Consider the following 18,544-nt stretch of genomic DNA (forward strand, 5'->3'; position numbering starts at 1 on the left):
TTAAATTATTTGGTTATTTTTTGTTTTTACGACAAACGCGACCTTACCCTCTTTAATTTCTTCTATGGCCGTATTTATTGGCTTATCTCCATCTCCGCCAAAGAGACGCTTCGAAGCGTCCTCGCTAAGAGCTCTGGCCCTTTTTGCAATCAGCATAGTTAAAACATATTTATTCGGTATATTGTATTTTCTCATGATCTGATTTACATCGACATATATCATTTCTTACAGCCTCCTTTCCTGTAGTTCATTATTAACCTGACAAGCTCTTCTGCAGCACGATTTACATCATCGTTTATTATCGCATGGTCGTATACGCCTGCCAACTTCATCTCCCACGCTGCGTTATTTAATCTGGTGCGCAGAGATTCCTCGTTCTCTGTGCCACGGGATATAAGTCTTTCCCTTAAAACCTCCTCTGACGGGGGCAGTATAAATATTAATACTGCTTCGGGGAATACCTTTTTCACATTTAGAGCTCCCTGGACATCTATCTCGAGGATGACATCTTTTCCCTCTTCCAGGTTCTTCAATACCTCTTTTTTAGGAGTTCCATAGTAATTCCCGTGGACAAAGGCCCACTCCAAAAAATCTCCCGACCTTTTTCTCTTTTCAAATTCCTCGCCCTCGACGAAATAATAATCTACGCCGTCTTGCTCCCCCTCCCTTGGTTGACGCGTCGTGCACGATATGGAATAGACCAAATCGGAGAGCCTTTTAAAAAGTTCCCTTCGTATGGTACCTTTTCCTGCCCCGCTGGGCCCGGAAATTACGAAGAGATACCCTTTTTCCCTTTTGTGATTTATATTGCTATAGTTCGTCATTTTGTGCAATTCCCTCGAAGCGATGAGCTATTGTCTCGGGCTGTATGGCCGAGAGTATCACATGATTGCTGTCAGTTAATATGACTGCCCTTGTTTTCCGGCCTTGAGTGGCGTCTATAAGCTGTCCCCGTTCCCTTGCCTCGTCTTTGAGCCTTTTAACGGGCGAGGAATCGGGATGAATTATTGCGATTATCCTGTTAGCTACGACTACGTTTCCAAATCCTATGTGAACTAATTTATACATGTAAGATCGACCCTCATTCAACGTTTTGGATTTGCTCTCTCATTTGCTCTAACAAGCACTTGCTTTCAACGACATGCCAGCGAATTCCGGCGTTTTTCACTTTAGAAGCTATTGTATTGATCTCCCTCAACATCTCCTGCAACAAAAAGCTAAGTTTTTTGCCCTCCGAAACATTCGATTTAAGCGTTTCGCGGAACTTTTCAATGTGAGACTTGCTTCTCGTGATTTCTTCTTTTATGTCCCACTTATCTGCTAAGTGTGCTACGGCTTCAAAATGGGATGGGTCGTCCTCTAAAGCAATGTTTGAAACTAATAAATTTATTTTACTCTTTAGTTCCGTAAGCTCCTCTTCGAATGCAACGTCCCACTCACCAGCTATCTCATTTACCAGCTTTTCATATTTATCAAGAGATTCATTTACAAAAGAGGATATGTGTTCACCCTCGCTCTTTCTCATTTCGTTCCAATCAGACAAAGCTTTATCCAGCAAGGCTATCGCGTCCTTATTTATTTGTTCGTAAAGATCCAACATTCTTCCTTCGGGTTGTTCTAGGACGCCGGGCAAATCGAGGAGGAGTTCGAGCTGTATTTCTTCCAAGAGCTTTAACTTACCGTGGATTGACATTAATTCCTCGAAATAATTCCGGAGAACCTTGCCGTTAATGCTTGCCATTTTTAGTTCTGGGGCAAAGGTTGAATATAGGGTAACGGTAATCTTCCCCCTTACAAAACGATTTTTAAGTTCCTCTCTTAAAGAGTTCTCCAACATGGAAAGCTCCTTTGGGCAACGAACAATTATATCTTTGTACCTGGAGTTGACGCTACAAACATCTATACGCAATGTACCCCAATCGAAGGTATCATAGGCACCGCCCACCCCTGTCATGCTTATCAGCAAAGAGGCTCCCTCCATTCAATGTGCATTGTCATTATATAAGCATTTAATCATGCTAACTTATAGGTATCTGTAAACAACTTTACATCGGAATCAATGCGAGACAAAGAAGATTCTATTCTTTTTAAAAGCGTCGATATGTTTATATTTTTAAGTACACTTACAGGCACTGCCTCAAATCCCGAAGGCAAGGACAGCCGCTCAAGTAATGATTGTAACTGATCTTTTTCTATCATATCAATCTTATTCACTACAATGATCCTCGGTATGGAGGCTGCCCCTATTTGTTTTAAGGTCTCCTCTACGACGGTTAAGGATTCCAATGGATCTTTGTCAAGGGGATCTATGACGACCAATAGTAAGTTTGCTTCATTTACTTCTTCTAGTGTCGCTCGAAAGGCGGCAACCAACTCTACCGGCAGTTTGCGAATGAAGCCGACAGTATCGGCAAAAAGGACATGCTTGCCGCCGGGAAGTTTTACTCTCCTTACCTTGGGATCTAAAGTAGCAAAAAGCTTATCTGCGCAGTATATTTCATCGTCGTGACTCAATGCTCTAAGAAGGGTGGATTTGCCGCTGTTCGTATAACCTACAATGGCAACTGTAGAAATATTGCTCCTTTTTCGCCGCTTTCTGGAGTTGCACCGTCTTTTGCGCACCTGTTCGAGCTTGCGCTGAAGCGATACGACTTTCCGTTCCAGCTTACGACGATGTCTTTCGAACTCTGTTTCACCTGGGCCTCTTGTGCCAATACCTCCCCCTGTTTGAGACATTTGTTTACCCAGACCTTTTAATAGTGGAATTTCATATTTACACATAGCCAGTTCCACTTGAAGTTTGGCCTCAGCGGAATGCGCTCTTGATTCAAATATTTTCATAATGACAAAGGGCCTGTCCCACACTTCAACGCCCAAGAGAGAGCGCAAGTTGTGCAATTGCGTGGACAATAAAGAGTCGTTGCACACAACGATATTAACCCCGAGAAGGTTTATCAACTCCCTTGCTTCTAAAACCTTCCCCTTTCCCAAAAAAGTTGCAGGATCGGGAGATATCCGCTTTTGATCGATCCTACCCACGACTTTTATGTTTAAATTGGCAAGAAGCAGTGCCAGTTCATCGGCAAGTATATCGGGGTCTTCGTCGCTTCTTTGTCTATCTAAGCAAAGAAGCAGGGCCTTATTATATCTATTTTCCAAGTTCGTACATCATCTCCTCCATCTGTTTTTCCAACTGTACGAGCAAATGGAATCGTTTCTGCTTGTCCTTCATATCCGTTGGCAAATCCAAGGGGTCGATTAGCTTTCCAAACAGGACCTCTATCTTCTTTGGTTTTGGGAAGGAGGTACCTCGAGGCATTGCCTCGAATGATCCTTTAACGTATACTGGTAAAATAGGAGCATTTGAGTGTAAGGCCAACATGGCCGCTCCACCCTCAAGGGGTTGAAGCTTTCCGTCGAATGACCTGCTTCCTTCGGGAAATATCAATACATCTTCTCCGCTGAGCAAAATGTCTAGCATGGTCCTCAATACGACCCCGGCTTTAAGCTCATCTTGCCTTGAAACGGGAATTGCTCCCAGATGCCTTATGATAAAGCTTAAGAAAGGCACTTTAAACAGCTCTTCCTTTGCCAGGTAACTCAACTTCCTTGGATAGGCCACACCCACGATTACCGGATCCAAATTGCTATTGTGATTCGAAGCTACGATAACAGCCCTCCCCTCGGGGAGAAGGGGCGCGTTATTGATGCTGAGTCTATTGTATAAAGCCAAAAACACTCTACACAGACATTTAGAGAAGGCATAAAAAAGGGGGCTGCGTTTAACAGTCACACTCTTTCACCTTTAAAACGCACTCTTTTATCAGTTTTTTAACAGCTTCTACGACCTCTTCCAGTGTCAAGTCGCTTGTATCCAATATTATCGCGTCCTCTGCTGGCAACAGAGGGGATAACTTCCTTTTGCTGTCCAACTCGTCCCTTTGAATAATTTGATAATATACATCATCGTAGGATATTTCTACCCCTCGTTCTGCCAGTTCTTTCCATCGCCTTGCCGCTCGCGTCCTTGCATTGGCCTTCAGGAAGATCTTTAGATCAGCATTGGGGAAGACAACCGTTCCCATATCTCTTCCTTCAGCTATCAAATTCTGTCTATCCCCTAGCTCCCTTTGAATAGAAAGAAGCCGGCGCCTGACTACCGGCAAGGAAGAATAAAAAGAGACAATTTCATCCACTTTAGGAGAGCGTATTTCCCCTGTAACGTCTGCACCGTTCACGAAAATACGCTGTTGATCGTCAATTTGAATTGTCAGTTTCTCGAGCTCCACTTCAATTTTTGCAACATCATTCGAAGAGATACACTTTTGAGATAAATAGAGAGACACAGCTCTGTATATTGCCCCGGAATCAAGATAGGCGAACCCCAATTCTTCGGCAACCCTTCGAGCGACGCTGCTTTTTCCTGAACCCGCAGGACCATCTATGGTTATTATTATCGTTTTACCGCTCTTCATATGATCTCCTCTGATCTTATTTCTTCGTCCAATTGGTATAGTATGTTAACTGCCTCAGACATCAGAAGCTCAATTTCGTCCTTTAATTGCAGCCTTTCTAACGATTTTTCCGACATATAATGCTGGAGACCGTCCGCACCCAGTCCAAATCCCAACATAAGACATATAGAATTGGAGGTATGTACGACATCGACAACAGGCCTATAGGAGGCCTTCTCGTCCGGCAAATCATCTGGTGTATGGTGATATCGAGCGGCCAAAGCGTATACTTCCGGCAAAGCCCATTGATCTATTATTATTTCGCCTATTTCGGCGTGATCGAATCCTAAAACTTCCCTCTCTGCTTGAGTAAAGGGGACGGCCTCTTCTTCTACCATCTTGCTTATTATCGAATATCCGTATCTGACATATTCGTTGAGAACTATTTTCCCTATGTCGTGCAACAATCCGGCAAGGTACAATTCCTCCAGATCCAATCCGCCTACCTTCTCACCAATATAGCGGGAAAGGTATGCCACACCCAACGAATGACGCCACAACTCTCCTTTATCGAGGGCATATCCCTTTTGCGATCCCGACATATAGGGATAAATACTTGCTGCCAAAACTATGCTTCTAAGGGTTTTATATCCCAATATGGCAACAGCTTCGGTTACACTGGTAATTGTCCTTGGAATCCCGTAATAGGCAGAATTGGCCAGACGTAAGACACGAACGACCAACCCCTGATCCTTTGAGAGAGTGTTGGCCACGTCGGAAGCACTGCTTCTTTCGTCATCTAACTTCTTGAGTGTTAAAAGCACAAACTGAGGCAGGGATGGAATATCTTTTACCTTTTTGAGTATGCGTTTTTTTACTATTTCCCTCGGACTTCCATCTGTTGGCATATCCTGTCCCCCATATCTTAACTGGATTGATTTAAACTACGCCCCCATTGCAAATCATTTTTAATAATTTATCTTTACTGAACTTCAAAAAACAACCTTCATCTAATGTTTTAAGTTCCAGGCGGCCTATCTTTATCCTGACCAATTCGACGACCTTATATCCGAGACATTCGGCCATTCTCCTAATTTCACGCTTCTTGCCTTCGTAAATCTCTATTACGCACCATTTATCCGAGAGTATTTTAACATCTTTTGGTTTTATTAATCTATCGTCGAGATAAACTCCCTTACGCCATTTTTCCAAATCGCCTGAAGTCATAGGCTTATTAAGCATGACACGATATGTCTTGGTTATGCCGTTCCGAGGATGTATTATATCTTGGGCGAAATCACCGTCGTTCGTTAATATCAATAGTCCACTGCTGTTTTTATCCAACCTTCCAACAGGAAAAAGGCGGTGCCCTATCAAATCTTTGGGAAGAAGGTCAATCACCGTAGTATATCTTGAATCCACAACGGCACAAACGCAATTGCGAGGCTTATTCATAACCAAATAGAGATTCTTTAAAGGAGCTACGATTTTCCCATCTACTTCCACATTATAACTTGTATTGACCATGATCCAGGGACCTGCAGCGATCTCGCCGTCCACTTTAACCCTTCCGCTTACGATTAGAGCCTCTGTCTTTCTCCTGGAACCCAAGCCACACATGGCAAGGTACTTATTTAACCTTATCAGTTTATCATAATGTAAATTCGCATCAGCTGTAATTTCCTTCATTTTTCAATTCCTCTTCAGTGGGCAATTCGCTAAGGGAATTGATCCCAAAGGCCTCCAAAAATTCCTGAGTTGTTCTGTATAGCAAGGGAGATCCTGTCCCCTTTTTGCGGCCTGCCACTTTGATCAATCCCGTTGATAACAGGGTCTCCAGAACTTTATCGCTTCTCACGCCCCTTATTTCTTCTATCTCGGTCCTGGTGATAGGTTGTTTATAAGCAATTATCGCAAGCGTCTCCATTGCGGCTTTGCTCAAACGAAGCTTATAACCATAAGAGTTGTTATACTCCTCTATCACATCTTTCAGATCGCCGGCCGTTGCCATCTGCCATCCCCCGGCCACATTTATAAGGGTAAGACCGTGGTGAGATTTGTAATGTTCTTTGATGTTGTTTAATCTTTCCTCGACAATTTTAACGTCGACTCCAAGTGCATTGGAAATGTCTGCAGATTTCACCGGTTCCGACGATACAAATAAAATAGCTTCCACTTTTCTTGCAAGCTCATCCATTGCATTCCTTGAGTCGGACATGTATATCTCCAAAATGCTGTCTTTGTTTTAAGTAAATAATACCAATACGGGCAAGTTCTAGCAATGCTATGATAGTGCTTACAACAAAGCTTTTATCCCTTTCTCCTTTAAGCAACTCATTCAGCGTCAATTCCTTATATTCGAGCAAAGAGTTTTTGATGTCCTCCATCCTGGCCTCAATTGAATACCCTTGATTTTCTTCTATAGATATAGAGATGATGTCTTCCTCGGGCGAATTTATCCTAAAATTGAAGTTATTAATCAATCCCCACCAAAGAGAGGCCAAAAAATAAAGGTCACCGACTTCATAAAAAGGTCTCGTTTCTCCTAGCTGTCTCGTAAAATATTTGGAGCGCCGGTAATGTAAAACCTCTAAATAAATTGCCGCCAACTGGAAATGATGAAGTTTTTCGTTGGGTTCATCTTGATCATCCGATGTGGCATCCTCTTCCTCCTCGCATTCGAATACAGGGCGAGGAAAGATGGCGCGAACTTTGGACAAAACTAAAGCGGCTGCCTGTGCCAAAAAATCAGCTACATCGCTTAAAGAAAAGTTTTCCGAACGAAGCAAATATGCAGCGTAAATTTTTATGACCTCGCTTACACTGACGTTTGAAGCTTCAACTTCTCTACTTTCAAGTAAACGAATCAAGTTGTTTATAGTATCGCTAAAATTATTATAATCTACTCCGGCAGCCACTTTGTCCTCCTTTTGTGGGGATCGCTTTATCTCCTACAGGATGAAGCCTACGGCACTTTTTACTTCTTCGATGGTCTTATCTGCCACATTCGAAGCTCTCTCGGCTCCCTCCCGCAAAATATCCATCATCTCAAGCCCATGTTCTTCATAATATTTTCTTCTCTTCTGAATTGGTCCGAGTTTGAACCTGATCCATTCCATCAATACCTTTTTGCAATCTATGCAGCCAATCCCTGCAGATCGACATCCATGGGCAAGCTCTCTTTTTTTCTCCTCATCCTGGGTGAATATTTTGTGCAAATGCCATACAGGGCATTTCTCTGGCTCTCCGGGATCCGACCTTCTCATCCGAGCGGGGTCTGTCATCATAGTTCTGACTTTGTCCCACATCTCGTTTAGATCCTCTGAAATGAAAAGGGCATTATTGTAAGACTTGCTCATCTTTCTGCCATCAATGCCTGGGACTCGGGGCGTTGGGGTGAGCAATATCTCCGGCTCTGGGAATACCTCTTCAAAAGTACTATTGAATTTTCGCGCTAACTCTTTGGCAATTTCTAGATGTATTGATTGATCTTCGCCCACAGGGACTTTTGTTGCTTTGTATAACAATATATCGGCCGCCATTAACACCGGATATCCAAGAAATCCATAGGTTTGAAGGTCTTTGTCGGCAATGTTTTCGAGTTGTTCTTTATATATGGGGTTTCTTTCAAGCCTTCCAAGGGGAGCGATCATCGATAGAGCAAGATGAAGCTCGGCATGGCCGCTAACATGGGACTGTTGAAAGATCACCGCCTTTTCTGGATCTAAGCCGATGGCAAGCCAATCCAGGAGAATTTCCCGGCAATAATCTTTAATTTTTGAGCTGTTCATGTATTCCGACATCAAGGCATGCCAATCGACGATACAGTAATAGCACTCAAATTCGTCCTGAAGCTTCAACCAATTGGACAGGGCTCCCGCTAGATGGCCAAGATGCAATTTTCCGGTCGGACGCATGCCGCTAAACACGCATTCTTTCATTGTATGTATCACCCCATTATCAATATATTTCTCATGCCAATTTTATAAATATATTACAAAGGCATCGTCTGTATTTTATTCTATATAGATAATCTTTGGGTCATCGTAAGCTTTAATCTCCGTCAGATCATATACCCTTATTTCCGGAAGTTGCTTTAATTTCTCCATAAACTTTGACAATCCGCCTCGCTCCATCTGTCCGTGATCGACGATTGCCAGGGTTAAATATCTCTGGGCCTCGGCTATTTGATGGTACTTCATATCAGCAGTTATATAAATATCAGCTCCTACATTAAAAGCATTCACCCAAAATTCGCCGCCCGATCCGCCACAGAGGGCGACTTTTTTAAACCTTTCCCCTTGCCCGTAAAAGGCTATCCAGGAAACATTCCAAGCCCTGGACATCAGCTCTGCCAATTCATCTTTTGAAACTTCGGCTTCAAAATGTCCCCATGCCCCCAGTCCAAAGGCGTTTTCTTGGAAATAGATCAATGGCTTATAGTCATGAATTTTAAGGGATTCAGTTAGTGTAACATTTATGCCATTATATGACATATCGAGATTTGTATGAGCTGAAATTACATTCATTCCATAATGTGCAGATTTGTAAAATAGAGAGGCGCTGTAGTTTGAAACATCCCACTTCTTCATTGGAGAAATGATGGGGGGATGGTGGGTAACAATTACATTGACGCCCAAATCGCGAGCTTTATCTATGACCTCCTGCGTCAAATCCAAAGCAAGTGCCAGGCCATCGACCTTGCAAGACAGATCACCTATTACTAATCCCGAGTTATCCCACTCTTCCTGCACATTGAAAGGAGCTATCTCGTCTATGGCTGCCAAAATGTCCTCAACGACATAGGGCATAAAAACATCTCCTTGCATAGGTGGTTGTAATTAACAGAAAAAGCCACCTCTTCGGTGGCTTTTGTTGGCTTTTGGTGGGCCCACCTGGACTCGAACCAGGAACCTTCCGGTTATGAGCCGGTGGCTCTGACCTGTTGAGCTATGGGCCCAAACCCTTAAGCATTTATGATTATAACTACGAGTTTCGTTTAGGGCAAGTAGTAGGTCGTATTTTTTATCGAAATTTACCTACTTTTCAACGGTTATGCAGCTGACAGGACAGCTTTCTGCTGCTTCCATGGCACATTCAGCACCGCTGGGCTTCACCACCTTGGCTTTGCCTAGTTCTTCGTCCAGCTCGAAGACCTCTGGACACACCTGGGAACAAACACCGCATCCAATACAGAGTTCCTGATCCAGTTCCACCTTCATGTAATTCCACCCCCTTTGGCACATACTATAGCAGTATTTTCGTTCTAATCAAATATTTTCGATCACAAAACTCTCACTAACGGTTTCCCCAAATTTTTTTCCAGGACTAATAGCGCCTTATATTCTGTTATTGCTTTATTTTCAGGCAAAGCCGACACAATAAATATCCCTTTTCCCACCACAGCGGCATCAAACTCTCTTGTCATCATAATCATGCCCGCTATCGTGCTGCCTCCACGCATGAAATCGTCGATGACCAAAACTTTGGAACCTTTCTTTAAATTGCGAGTGCCCATGTACATGGTACGAACATCACCTGTGCCTGAAGGAAAGTGAAGCGCCACGGCCGGACCATCGCTTGGTCTGTTTCTGAATCGACAAACAGCCAGGGGAAGACCCAAAGCTTGGGCAACGAATAAAGCTATGGGTATGCCCTTGACCTCAGAAGTCATCACTACATCGGCACCTGAATCGACGAACATGGAAGCCAAGGCCCAACCTAACCACTGTGCATAATAGGGATTAAATATGATATCACTATAGTATATTAATCCTCCAGGCAGAAATCTCTCTTCTCTGGAAAGTTCTAAAGCAATCTCTTCGAGGAATTTTACTTTGTCCCTTTCGTTGAAGGAGGGGATTAAATATGCCCCTCCTCCTCTCCCTCTATCGATGATAATTCTGCTGCATCCTTCATCGTTCATTGCATTTGAGATGATCTCAACATCATCGCTCAACACGGTCTTTGATACCTCAAATTCTTTAGCAATATCGCTTAGAGAAAAGGATTGAGACGGATGTTTTGCCAACCTCCAAACGATCCTTGCAATGCGTTCCGGCCTGGAAATTTTCATGTCAGATCACTCCAGCACAAAGGTTTTACAATCACATTCGAGCTTTGAGCTTACCAATTCCTGCGCTTTGATAGCCTCGTGCTTGTCTGTGAAAAGACAAAAAACGGATGAACCGCTCCCGCTTAAACCCCAAGCCAGGCTATTATTGAAAGTTGAATTGCATAGATCGAAAAATCCGTCGTAAAAGTCGCTTTTTTTTCTCAAAACCGTTACAAAGTCATTTGGCAAAAACCCGATCCTTCTTCTCTTTTCAAGGTCAGCATAGAGGTTTAAAGCTTCGTATATTGCAAATGAGACGGGCACTATCTCGGCTTCGCCCCTTTTCCTGCTTTCATCGAGCTCTCTGTATGCTTCAGCGGTGGAAATTTTTATATTCGGTATGGCAAGCAATGCATATATCCCTGTGAGGGGGTCCAAAAGTTTCAACCTTTCCCCAACGCCAGTAGCCAATGCCGTCTTCGTCTTCGAAAGAAAGAAGGGGATATCGGCACCAAGTGCAGCAAGTTCTGCAGGATCTAGAAATAAATCGTAAATTGTCGAAGCCCATTCTAATATGGCAGCTCCGTTCCCGCTTCCGGCACCTATGCCGCTTCCAACGGGTAAAACTTTCCAGATGTTGCATTCTATTGGAGGCAACCTTACAGATTTAGACCTCAAAAATTCGATTGCCCTTGAAATAATATTCGTCCCGGATATTCCAATATTATAGGAATTTACAATATCATCCCGATTTGTTCCATTTAACCTTCTAATAGCCAACCATTCGATTGGCCCAAGCTTATGGAATAACGTAGAGATTTCATGATAGCCATCATCTCTGGGGACAAACACTCTTAAACTAAGGTTAATTTTTATATAGCTCGGTATATAGATCAATGTACTACCTCCGATCTTTGTGTCGAAAATTGTCCACCCAATTTAAGGCTTATTATAAGCTCTTCGTATGCATTTTAGCCACTCCGATAAAAATAAGTACTTATGTTCGAAATTATATTAGATATGTCCAATGATATCAAAGAGCATACAAAGGTCATTTAGTATATTGACGTTTCACCTACTATACCGCATCATTATTGTTTTTTATCATGCTTGCTCTGTTCCCCCTAGTGGGATAGAATAAATTAAGAAATTGTTTAAAATTATCTGTCAAGTTTTTTATTGCGTTATAGAATATGAATGTCGCTTTAGCTAAATATAATAAATGCAGATGGGTGTGATGGGTATGCTCAAAATTAAAAAAGTGTTAAATAATAATGCCCTTATCGCAGAACACCCCACATATGAAGAGGTTATACTCCTGGGAAAGGGTATAGGTTTCAACAAAAAGGCAGGCGAAAGCATATCTAACGCTGATGCCGAAAAGCTGTTTGTCCTTAAAAACCCTGAGGAACAGGAGCAATACCTTCAAATGCTAAAAGAAATTGATGAAAATTTTATCGGCATCATGAACGATGCTATATCTTTTATTGAAGACAAGCTTGGCACTTCATTAAATGAACACATTCATACCAGCCTTACCGATCATTTACATTTTGCCTTAAAACGCCTAAAAAACGGTGTGGAGATAAAAAATCCTTTCAGATTCGAAATTGAGCTGGCATATCCGCGAGAATACGCAGTTGCTGCGGAATTGACGGAATGGCTTGAGAAAGAACTCAGTGCAAACATTCCCGAAGATGAGGTAGGGTTTATAACGTTGCACATCCATAGCGCCATTTCAAAGGCAAGCATAGCTAATCTAACGAAAAGAACGCAAATCGTCTCCCAATTGATTGCTATTGCGGAGAACTCACTAAAAGTAACTTTAGATAGAAGTGATATAAATTATTCGCGCTTCATCAGACATCTTCATTTTGCTCTCGATCGAATAGAATCGGGAAAATATATGGAAAATGCGGAGTTCTTAAAAGATGTTTTACAGAAAGAATGTGCGCTTTGTTATTCCATTGCCTGGAAAATGATAAAATATATGCAGAAGCAACTAAAGAAAAAAATTCCAGAGGCGGAATCAGTGTATTTGACATTGCATTTACAGAGATTGTACAATATAGCTCAGGCTGGAACCGCTGAAGTGTGTTAAAGCGCATTAGTTTCATTGCAGCCGGAGCTTTCATTGTTTCGTAATAAGTTACAGCGTAAATATGTAAATAAAATAATAGATAACTAATATACTCTTTTTGCGTGTTACTGTGTAAGCACAGGCATGAGCAAAGGAGTGTACGGTAGGTCGGTGCCGTATCTCTTTTGCTCATGCTTTTTTAATGCTCTAATCCATAGGACAGGAGGTTGTGGTAGGTGTTCAAAAAATCATTTGGACAATTGCAAAGAATAGGTCAATCGTTGATGTTGCCAGTGGCTATTTTGCCAGCGGCCGGATTGCTGCTTGCCATAGGTACCAGCATGAAAAGCCCAAACGTCGTAGCTCTCTTGCCTTTTTTGCAGAATAGCGCTTTTGTCGGCTTGGCATCGATGATGCAATCTGCGGGAGGCATAATTTTTGAAAACCTGGCTTTAATCTTTGCTTTGGGAGTCGCCGTAGGATTATCTGGCGGAGCAGGGGCTGCTGCTCTCGCAGCATCAGTAGGCTACCTGGTAATGAACGTCACTATGAGCGTGATGGGTGGAATATCGTTAGATAGCGTCATATCGCAGACAAATCCGGCCTATGCCCTGGTTTTGGGCATTCCCACCCTGCAGACTGGGGTATTCGGAGGTATCGTCGTCGGGGCTTTGGCAGCATGGTGTTATAACAGGTATTACACTATCGAGTTGCCGCCCTTTCTGGGCTTTTTCGCCGGCAAACGTTTTGTTCCTATTGTCACCGCTTTCAGCTCCTTTTTCCTTGGCATCTTAATGTTTTTTCTATGGCCTCACGTACAAGCGGGGATTAACGCCACATCGCAGTATTTAATGGGGTCTGCCTACCCTATTGCAGTGTTCTTCTTCGGGTTTGTAAAACGTTTGTTAATACCCTTCGGCCTTCACCACATCTGGCATGCTCCATTCTGGTTTGAGTTCGGTCAATACACAACCGCGGCAGGAAATATAGTGCGCGGAGACATGAATATTTTCTTTGCCCAGTTGCAAGATGGAGCAAGTTTAACGGCGGGGCATTTCATGGCCGGCGAGTTTCCCGTAATGATGTTCGGCCTTCCGGCAGCGGCCTTAGCCATGTACAGATTGGCAAAACCGGAGAACAAGAAATGGGTCGGCAGCTTAATGGCTTCCGCGGCGCTCACGTCTTTCTTGACGGGAATTACGGAACCCATAGAATTTTCCTTCCTATTTCTGTCTCCTTTGCTCTTTTTATTCCACGCAATTTTAGACGGCATAGCCTTTGTGGCACTCTATTTTTTAGATATCAACATAGGCTATACTTTTTCCGGCGGAGCCATCGACTTTTTCTTATTTGGAGTGGTTCCCGGCCGTGAGCCCTGGTGGCTCGTTATTGCTGTTGGCGCTCTTTACGCGCTCCTCTATTATTCTGTTTTTTCCTTTGCCATCAAAAAATTTGATCTGCCGACTCCCGGACGAGAAAAGTCCGAGGCCAAACTTAACGGGGCTTCTATCTCCCCCACCTCAACTCCAAAAAGGTCAGAAACTTTGCCCTACGACGTCCTGGAGGCCCTAGGCGGTCGAGAAAACTTAACTAAACTCGATGCCTGCATTACCCGATTGCGCGTTTCAGTTAAAGATGTTTCCAAGGTAAACAAAGAAAGCCTACGAGACTTGGGAGCTTCGGGAATTATGCAGGTAGACAAAAACCTTCAAATTATATTTGGGACCAAATCGGAAAAGATAAAAGAACAAATCGCAGACATCCTAAAGGGAGAAAGACCCGATATCTCTACTTCGAAAGACGAACAACTTGGAGAAGGAAGCAGCATTTCGGGCAAAGATATGATAATCGCAATGCCCATGACCGGAAAACTGATACCTATCTCCGAAGTGCCCGATAAGACCTTCTCAGAGAAAATCTTGGGTGACGGCTTCGCCATATTGCCGAAAGACGGCACCGTCGTATCTCCGGCAGACGGAAAAGTGGCTGTCTTCTTTCCCACTAAACATGCCATAGGAATTGTTGCAGACAACGGACTAGAGATGCTTATTCACGTAGGCATCGATACGGTAAAACTCAACGGAGAAGGTTTTGAGGCATTTGTTAAACAGGGAGACGTCGTCAAACGGGGACAGGTCCTCCTTAAAGCAAATCTGGAGTACATCTCTAAAAATGCACCCTCTACGATATCCCCGATAGTATTCACAAATTTAAGCTCCGACGAAAGAATCGAGATAATCGAGGAAAGAGATGTGAAAATCGGGGAAACTGGTTGCGTGCGCATCATAAAGAGACAACCTGTACCTCGGGAAACGGTTAACCTATAAGCAAAGAGGTCCCTTCCAGGGGCCTCTTTTATGTTTGCCTGCAATGCAGATTGTCATGCTATCTAGCCTTGTGGGGCATTCGATCATTGGATGACAGAAATTCCAATTCCACGTCATGCGTTAGGAGATCGGAATAGCGAAAAGAGACAGTGCTGTTTTGGGCCTTTACATACAGAGTAAATATATTAGGATAGGTCTCCATGATAACACCTTCATGTTCCTCTGTCTTTCTCCTGCCCTTGGCCTGTCGATATCTAACGCGATCACCGATGTGGGAAGCCAGTTTTTCGCGTATACCAAGCAACTTCTCAGACACCGGACATCACTCCTTAAATGTCATTTGTACATATTTTACTACATATTTCTATAAAATACAAGCAAAATAAAATCCATACATCAAATTATTAGTACATAAAAAAACCACGGCCCCCAAGTTCGGCATTGGAGGCCGTTGCAAGACCGCCGATCTTCAGAAGTTTCAATTATTTCCTTTCGTACTTTCCAATCAATTCCCCATATGCCAAAATATGTCCTTTGATCGCCTTTTCCACGACAAACTTATGAGCCCCACTTTTAAGGTTGAGGGAAGGTATATCAAGGGCGTATACTTTGAAGTAGTACCGATGTGGTCCATGCCCCTTTGGAGGACAGGGGCCGCCATAGCCCAGCCGACCAAAATCATTTACGCCAGCAACCCCTGGAGATTCGCCCTCTTCTATACCTCTTTTTTGGGGCTCTATATCGAAGAAAATTGCATGAGTAAAAGTTCCGCTAGGCGCATCCGGATCATCTGCTATCAATACTAGGCTTAGCGTGTTTTCCGGCACTCCCTCCCATGCAAGAGGTGGCATAATATCCTTTCCCTCACAGGTATATTTTGAAGGAATAAACTCTTCGTTATTGAAGGCCGGCGACGTCACTCTTATTTGCATTTCACACACCCCCGCCAAATAATCGCCTGTAGAATTTGCCATTAAATTACGCACTGGCCATAAAATTATTATACAACACAAAATATATAGTACTTTTTTCACGTTTTAATAGCCTCTTCCTCGTTATTTTTAATTTTTACTCCTTTTTTGTCACCGCACTCCCGCCTAAATAGGCAGCTTTCACTCTTTCGTCACCGGCAAGTTCACTTGCAGGCCCTTCAATGCTTATCTTTCCCGTCTCGAGAATGTAGGCATAGTCCGATTCGGCTAAGGCCTTTTTCGCGTTTTGTTCCACAAGTAAGATGGAGGTCCCGCTTTCCTCATGGATTTTTCTTATGGCATTAAAAATTTCCTTTACTAGAATCGGGGCTAATCCCAAGGAAGGTTCATCTAACAAAAGTAAAGTCGGCTTCGCTATCAATCCTCTTCCTATGGCAAGCATTTGTTGCTCTCCCCCGGAAAGAGTGCCGGCAAGTTGGTTTTTTCTTTCGGCAAGGACAGGGAAAAGCTCGAAGATCCACTTTTTTGTCTCCTCAACTTCCTCGTCCAACAGCCGCTTTCTCGCTCCATAAGACCCCAGGTTAAGATTTTCTTCAACTGTCAGAGTCGGAAATACCCTTCTGCCCTCGGGAACATGCGAAATTCCTTGGAAGGCAAGATCATGGGCGGAAAGAGAGGCCATTTCTTTCCCTTTATAGAAAATCTTTCCCTCTTTTAAAGGAACTATTTTGGAAATCGATTTGAGCATAGTAGATTTTCCCGCTCCATTGGCCCCTAGGACAGCTATTATCTGGCCTTCATTAAGTTTTATAGATACGCCTTTAAGAGCCGTCACGGCACCGTAGGACACTACCACGTCTTTTAAAACTAGAAGCTCTGACATCACCTACTCCTCCCTGCCAAGATATGCCTCGATGACTCTGGAGTTGTTGTAAATATCCTGTGGTCTTCCCTCTGCTATTTTTATGCCCATGTCCATTGCAACTACCCAATGTGAGATACCCATGACCAAGTTCATGTCATGTTCAATGAGCAAAATAGAGAGATCCATCTCGTCCAAAAGGTTTTCAAGAAATATCATGAGGTCTTCCGTCTCTTTGTCGTTTAGACCCGAGGACGGTTCGTCGAGGATGAGCAACTTTGGCGAAGAGGAAAGAGCTCTGGCCAACTCCAGGAGCTTTTGCTTACCGTAAGGAAGATTTTTGGCAAGTTCGTCGGAAAGGCCGGCAAGCCCTGTCTTATCAAGCCAATACATGGCAGTTTCTATGGCCCACTTTTCTTCCAATATTTGAGATTCCGTTCTCATGATCGAAGAAAATACGTAAGAACTCATTCTATGATGAAGACCGGCCATAATATTTTCAACACATGTAAGACCAGGAAAAAGGCGTATGTTTTGAAATGTTCTCGCAATGCCAAGGCTTGCTACTTTGTGGGGCTTAAATCCCGTAATATCTTTGCCTTCGAAGTATACTTTTCCGGAGACGGGTTTATATATGCCGGTTACGACATTAAACACAGTAGTCTTTCCCGCACCGTTGGGACCTATTATACTAGTTATCTTTCCATGGCCCACAACTAAATCTAAGTCCTTTACAGCAACGAGGCCTCCGAATTTCATGGTAAGTTTGTCGGTTACCAAGATATGTTTTTCAAACGAGCTGGTCTCTCCGTTAAGCGATTGTTTCGCCGTTGTCCGAGTTTGGTCGACGGCAACAGGTCTTATCATTTCTTCGGCTTCTTCTGCCGATCTGACGTTTGGTATCGCAATTTCCCTCTTACGTGGCCAAAGCCCACCGGGTCGAAAAATCATGGCTAAAACCAAAGCGCCTCCAAAAAAGAGCATTCTGTAGTTTGCCACTACCCTGAATATTTCAGGAAACACTGTGATAATACCTGCTCCTAGTATTGAACCGGGAATAGAACCCAACCCCCCCAACATGACTATGCAAAATAGCATGGAGGATTCCATAAAAGTAAAAGTGTCAGGAGAAACAATCATTAATTTGCTAGCGTAGATGTTGCCTGCAACCCCTGCCAGGGCAGCCCCCAAGACAAAGGAGAGCAGTTTGAAGTGCCTGACATCTATACCGCTCATTTCAGCAGCTATTTCATCTTCCCTAAGGTAGTTCCAGGCCCTCCCTATGCGAGAACGTTGCAACCTGACCAAGCCTAAAATTACTATAGCAAGTATGATCCAAACGTAAAAATAAAACCTAATAGATGTATCTATTGCAAACAACCCGAAGGAGGGTCTGCCTATTCCAGTGATCCCATTTGGTCCTCCCGTAAGTCCAAAGGGATTGTTTATCAAAGCCAGCCTGACGATTTCGCCAATTCCTATCGTAACTATACATAAATAGTCTCCCCTCAAGTGTATTATGGGAGAAGTCACAATATAGGCAAAAATACCTGCACATAGGGCACTTAAGGGTATTAACCATACGATTGGTATACCATATAAAGTATTTAAAATAGCAGTAATATAAGCACCAATGGCATAAAAAGCGGCATGACCAAGGTCAAATAATCCCGTTTCCCCCAGTACTATGTTCAAACTCAAACCGAGCAAGGCGTATACCCCAAAGAAAAAGGCGACATCAATCCAATAAAAATTTGAAAAAAAGGGAAATGCCAAAAAAAGGGCGATGACCATCCCTAATATCAATTGAGATCTCTTATGTCTTTTATTCATC

At 43.2% G+C, this 18,544-nt stretch carries 22 protein-coding genes and 1 tRNA gene; 2 read left to right on the forward strand and 21 right to left on the reverse strand.

From position 1 onward, the window contains the following. The 17 genes from rpoZ to B3N34_RS05080 all read right to left on the reverse strand — a co-directional run bounded on the left by rpoZ (window position 1) and on the right by B3N34_RS05080 (window position 11,406). Window positions 1-222, reverse strand: a complete 222-nt coding sequence (rpoZ, locus tag B3N34_RS05000) for a DNA-directed RNA polymerase subunit omega (RefSeq protein WP_009201067.1) — start codon at window positions 220-222, stop codon at window positions 1-3. Continuing rightward, entirely contained in the window at window positions 219-824 is a 606-nt protein-coding gene (gene gmk, locus B3N34_RS05005) for a guanylate kinase (protein WP_286975467.1), read from the reverse strand. The genes rpoZ and gmk overlap by 4 nt, the downstream gene beginning before the upstream one ends. Continuing rightward, complete coding sequence (locus tag B3N34_RS05010) at window positions 811-1,068, reverse strand: DUF370 domain-containing protein (RefSeq protein ID WP_009201069.1); 258 nt, start codon at window positions 1,066-1,068, stop codon at window positions 811-813. The genes gmk and B3N34_RS05010 overlap by 14 nt, the downstream gene beginning before the upstream one ends. A 13-nt stretch (window positions 1,069-1,081) precedes the next feature. Beyond that, a complete protein-coding gene (locus tag B3N34_RS05015) occupies window positions 1,082-1,966 on the reverse strand; it encodes a YicC/YloC family endoribonuclease (protein ID WP_286975468.1) in 885 nt (294 codons plus the stop codon). 47 nt (window positions 1,967-2,013) lie between these two features. Then, a complete protein-coding gene (gene hflX, locus B3N34_RS05020) occupies window positions 2,014-3,159 on the reverse strand; it encodes a GTPase HflX (RefSeq protein ID WP_286975470.1) in 1,146 nt (381 codons plus the stop codon). After that, window positions 3,149-3,793, reverse strand: a complete 645-nt coding sequence (locus B3N34_RS05025) for a lysophospholipid acyltransferase family protein (protein WP_040347989.1) — start codon at window positions 3,791-3,793, stop codon at window positions 3,149-3,151. Before B3N34_RS05025 ends, hflX begins: the two co-directional genes overlap by 11 nt. Then, window positions 3,783-4,475 carry a (d)CMP kinase gene (gene cmk / locus B3N34_RS05030; RefSeq protein ID WP_213697901.1) on the reverse strand — a complete coding sequence of 231 codons (693 nt, stop codon included), beginning with the start codon at window positions 4,473-4,475 and terminating at the stop codon, window positions 3,783-3,785. Before cmk ends, B3N34_RS05025 begins: the two co-directional genes overlap by 11 nt. Continuing rightward, on the reverse strand, window positions 4,472-5,362 hold the full coding sequence (locus tag B3N34_RS05035) for an HDOD domain-containing protein (RefSeq protein ID WP_273002889.1): 891 nt from the start codon (window positions 5,360-5,362) through the stop codon (window positions 4,472-4,474). Before B3N34_RS05035 ends, cmk begins: the two co-directional genes overlap by 4 nt. A 31-nt stretch (window positions 5,363-5,393) precedes the next feature. Beyond that, on the reverse strand, window positions 5,394-6,143 hold the full coding sequence (locus tag B3N34_RS05040; RefSeq protein WP_009201075.1) for a pseudouridine synthase: 750 nt from the start codon (window positions 6,141-6,143) through the stop codon (window positions 5,394-5,396). Beyond that, window positions 6,124-6,672 carry an SMC-Scp complex subunit ScpB gene (gene scpB, locus B3N34_RS05045; protein ID WP_273002888.1) on the reverse strand — a complete coding sequence of 183 codons (549 nt, stop codon included), beginning with the start codon at window positions 6,670-6,672 and terminating at the stop codon, window positions 6,124-6,126. Before scpB ends, B3N34_RS05040 begins: the two co-directional genes overlap by 20 nt. Further along, window positions 6,644-7,372 (reverse strand): segregation and condensation protein A, encoded by a 729-nt coding sequence (locus B3N34_RS05050; protein ID WP_009201077.1) that lies wholly within the window; start codon window positions 7,370-7,372, stop codon window positions 6,644-6,646. The genes scpB and B3N34_RS05050 overlap by 29 nt, the downstream gene beginning before the upstream one ends. A 33-nt stretch (window positions 7,373-7,405) precedes the next feature. Next, window positions 7,406-8,395, reverse strand: coding sequence for a tryptophan--tRNA ligase (trpS, locus tag B3N34_RS05055; RefSeq protein WP_286975478.1), 990 nt, complete (start codon window positions 8,393-8,395; stop codon window positions 7,406-7,408). Between the two features lie 75 nt (window positions 8,396-8,470). Further along, complete coding sequence (locus B3N34_RS05060) at window positions 8,471-9,265, reverse strand: Nif3-like dinuclear metal center hexameric protein (RefSeq protein ID WP_286975480.1); 795 nt, start codon at window positions 9,263-9,265, stop codon at window positions 8,471-8,473. Window positions 9,266-9,337: 72 nt separating this feature from the next. Continuing rightward, window positions 9,338-9,414 (reverse strand) — tRNA-Ile (locus B3N34_RS05065). Window positions 9,415-9,493: 79 nt separating this feature from the next. Further along, on the reverse strand, window positions 9,494-9,676 hold the full coding sequence (locus tag B3N34_RS05070) for a ferredoxin (protein ID WP_040347994.1): 183 nt from the start codon (window positions 9,674-9,676) through the stop codon (window positions 9,494-9,496). A gap of 62 nt (window positions 9,677-9,738) precedes the next feature. After that, complete coding sequence (locus tag B3N34_RS05075; RefSeq protein WP_009201081.1) at window positions 9,739-10,530, reverse strand: phosphoribosyltransferase family protein; 792 nt, start codon at window positions 10,528-10,530, stop codon at window positions 9,739-9,741. Between the two features lie 6 nt (window positions 10,531-10,536). Beyond that, on the reverse strand, window positions 10,537-11,406 hold the full coding sequence (locus tag B3N34_RS05080) for a 4-(cytidine 5'-diphospho)-2-C-methyl-D-erythritol kinase (RefSeq protein ID WP_111089606.1): 870 nt from the start codon (window positions 11,404-11,406) through the stop codon (window positions 10,537-10,539). A 346-nt stretch (window positions 11,407-11,752) separates the two neighbouring features. Here B3N34_RS05080 and glcT point away from each other — a divergent pair, with 346 nt between their 5' ends. Beyond that, on the forward strand, window positions 11,753-12,610 hold the full coding sequence (glcT, locus tag B3N34_RS05085) for a glucose PTS transporter transcription antiterminator GlcT (protein WP_273002887.1): 858 nt from the start codon (window positions 11,753-11,755) through the stop codon (window positions 12,608-12,610). 215 nt (window positions 12,611-12,825) lie between these two features. Then, window positions 12,826-14,916, forward strand: coding sequence for a glucose-specific PTS transporter subunit IIBC (ptsG, locus tag B3N34_RS05090; RefSeq protein ID WP_213697896.1), 2,091 nt, complete (start codon window positions 12,826-12,828; stop codon window positions 14,914-14,916). A 58-nt stretch (window positions 14,917-14,974) separates the two neighbouring features. Here the strand turns inward: ptsG and B3N34_RS05095 are convergent, their stop codons facing one another. From B3N34_RS05095 to B3N34_RS05110, 4 genes are all read right to left on the reverse strand, one after another. Continuing rightward, window positions 14,975-15,232, reverse strand: a complete 258-nt coding sequence (locus B3N34_RS05095) for a Veg family protein (protein ID WP_273002886.1) — start codon at window positions 15,230-15,232, stop codon at window positions 14,975-14,977. A gap of 166 nt (window positions 15,233-15,398) precedes the next feature. Beyond that, window positions 15,399-15,848 (reverse strand): YbhB/YbcL family Raf kinase inhibitor-like protein, encoded by a 450-nt coding sequence (locus B3N34_RS05100; protein ID WP_273702071.1) that lies wholly within the window; start codon window positions 15,846-15,848, stop codon window positions 15,399-15,401. Window positions 15,849-15,984: 136 nt separating this feature from the next. After that, the gene (locus tag B3N34_RS05105; protein ID WP_213697893.1) at window positions 15,985-16,731 is read right to left on the reverse strand and encodes an ABC transporter ATP-binding protein; all 747 of its coding nucleotides are present in this window, start codon (window positions 16,729-16,731) and stop codon (window positions 15,985-15,987) included. A gap of 3 nt (window positions 16,732-16,734) precedes the next feature. After that, window positions 16,735-18,543, reverse strand: coding sequence for an ABC transporter permease subunit (locus B3N34_RS05110; RefSeq protein ID WP_273702070.1), 1,809 nt, complete (start codon window positions 18,541-18,543; stop codon window positions 16,735-16,737). Window position 18,544: the final 1 nt, after the last annotated feature.

The sequence above is a fragment of the Acetomicrobium sp. UBA5826 genome, from assembly GCF_002433005.1.
Taxonomy (GTDB): domain Bacteria; phylum Synergistota; class Synergistia; order Synergistales; family Acetomicrobiaceae; genus Acetomicrobium.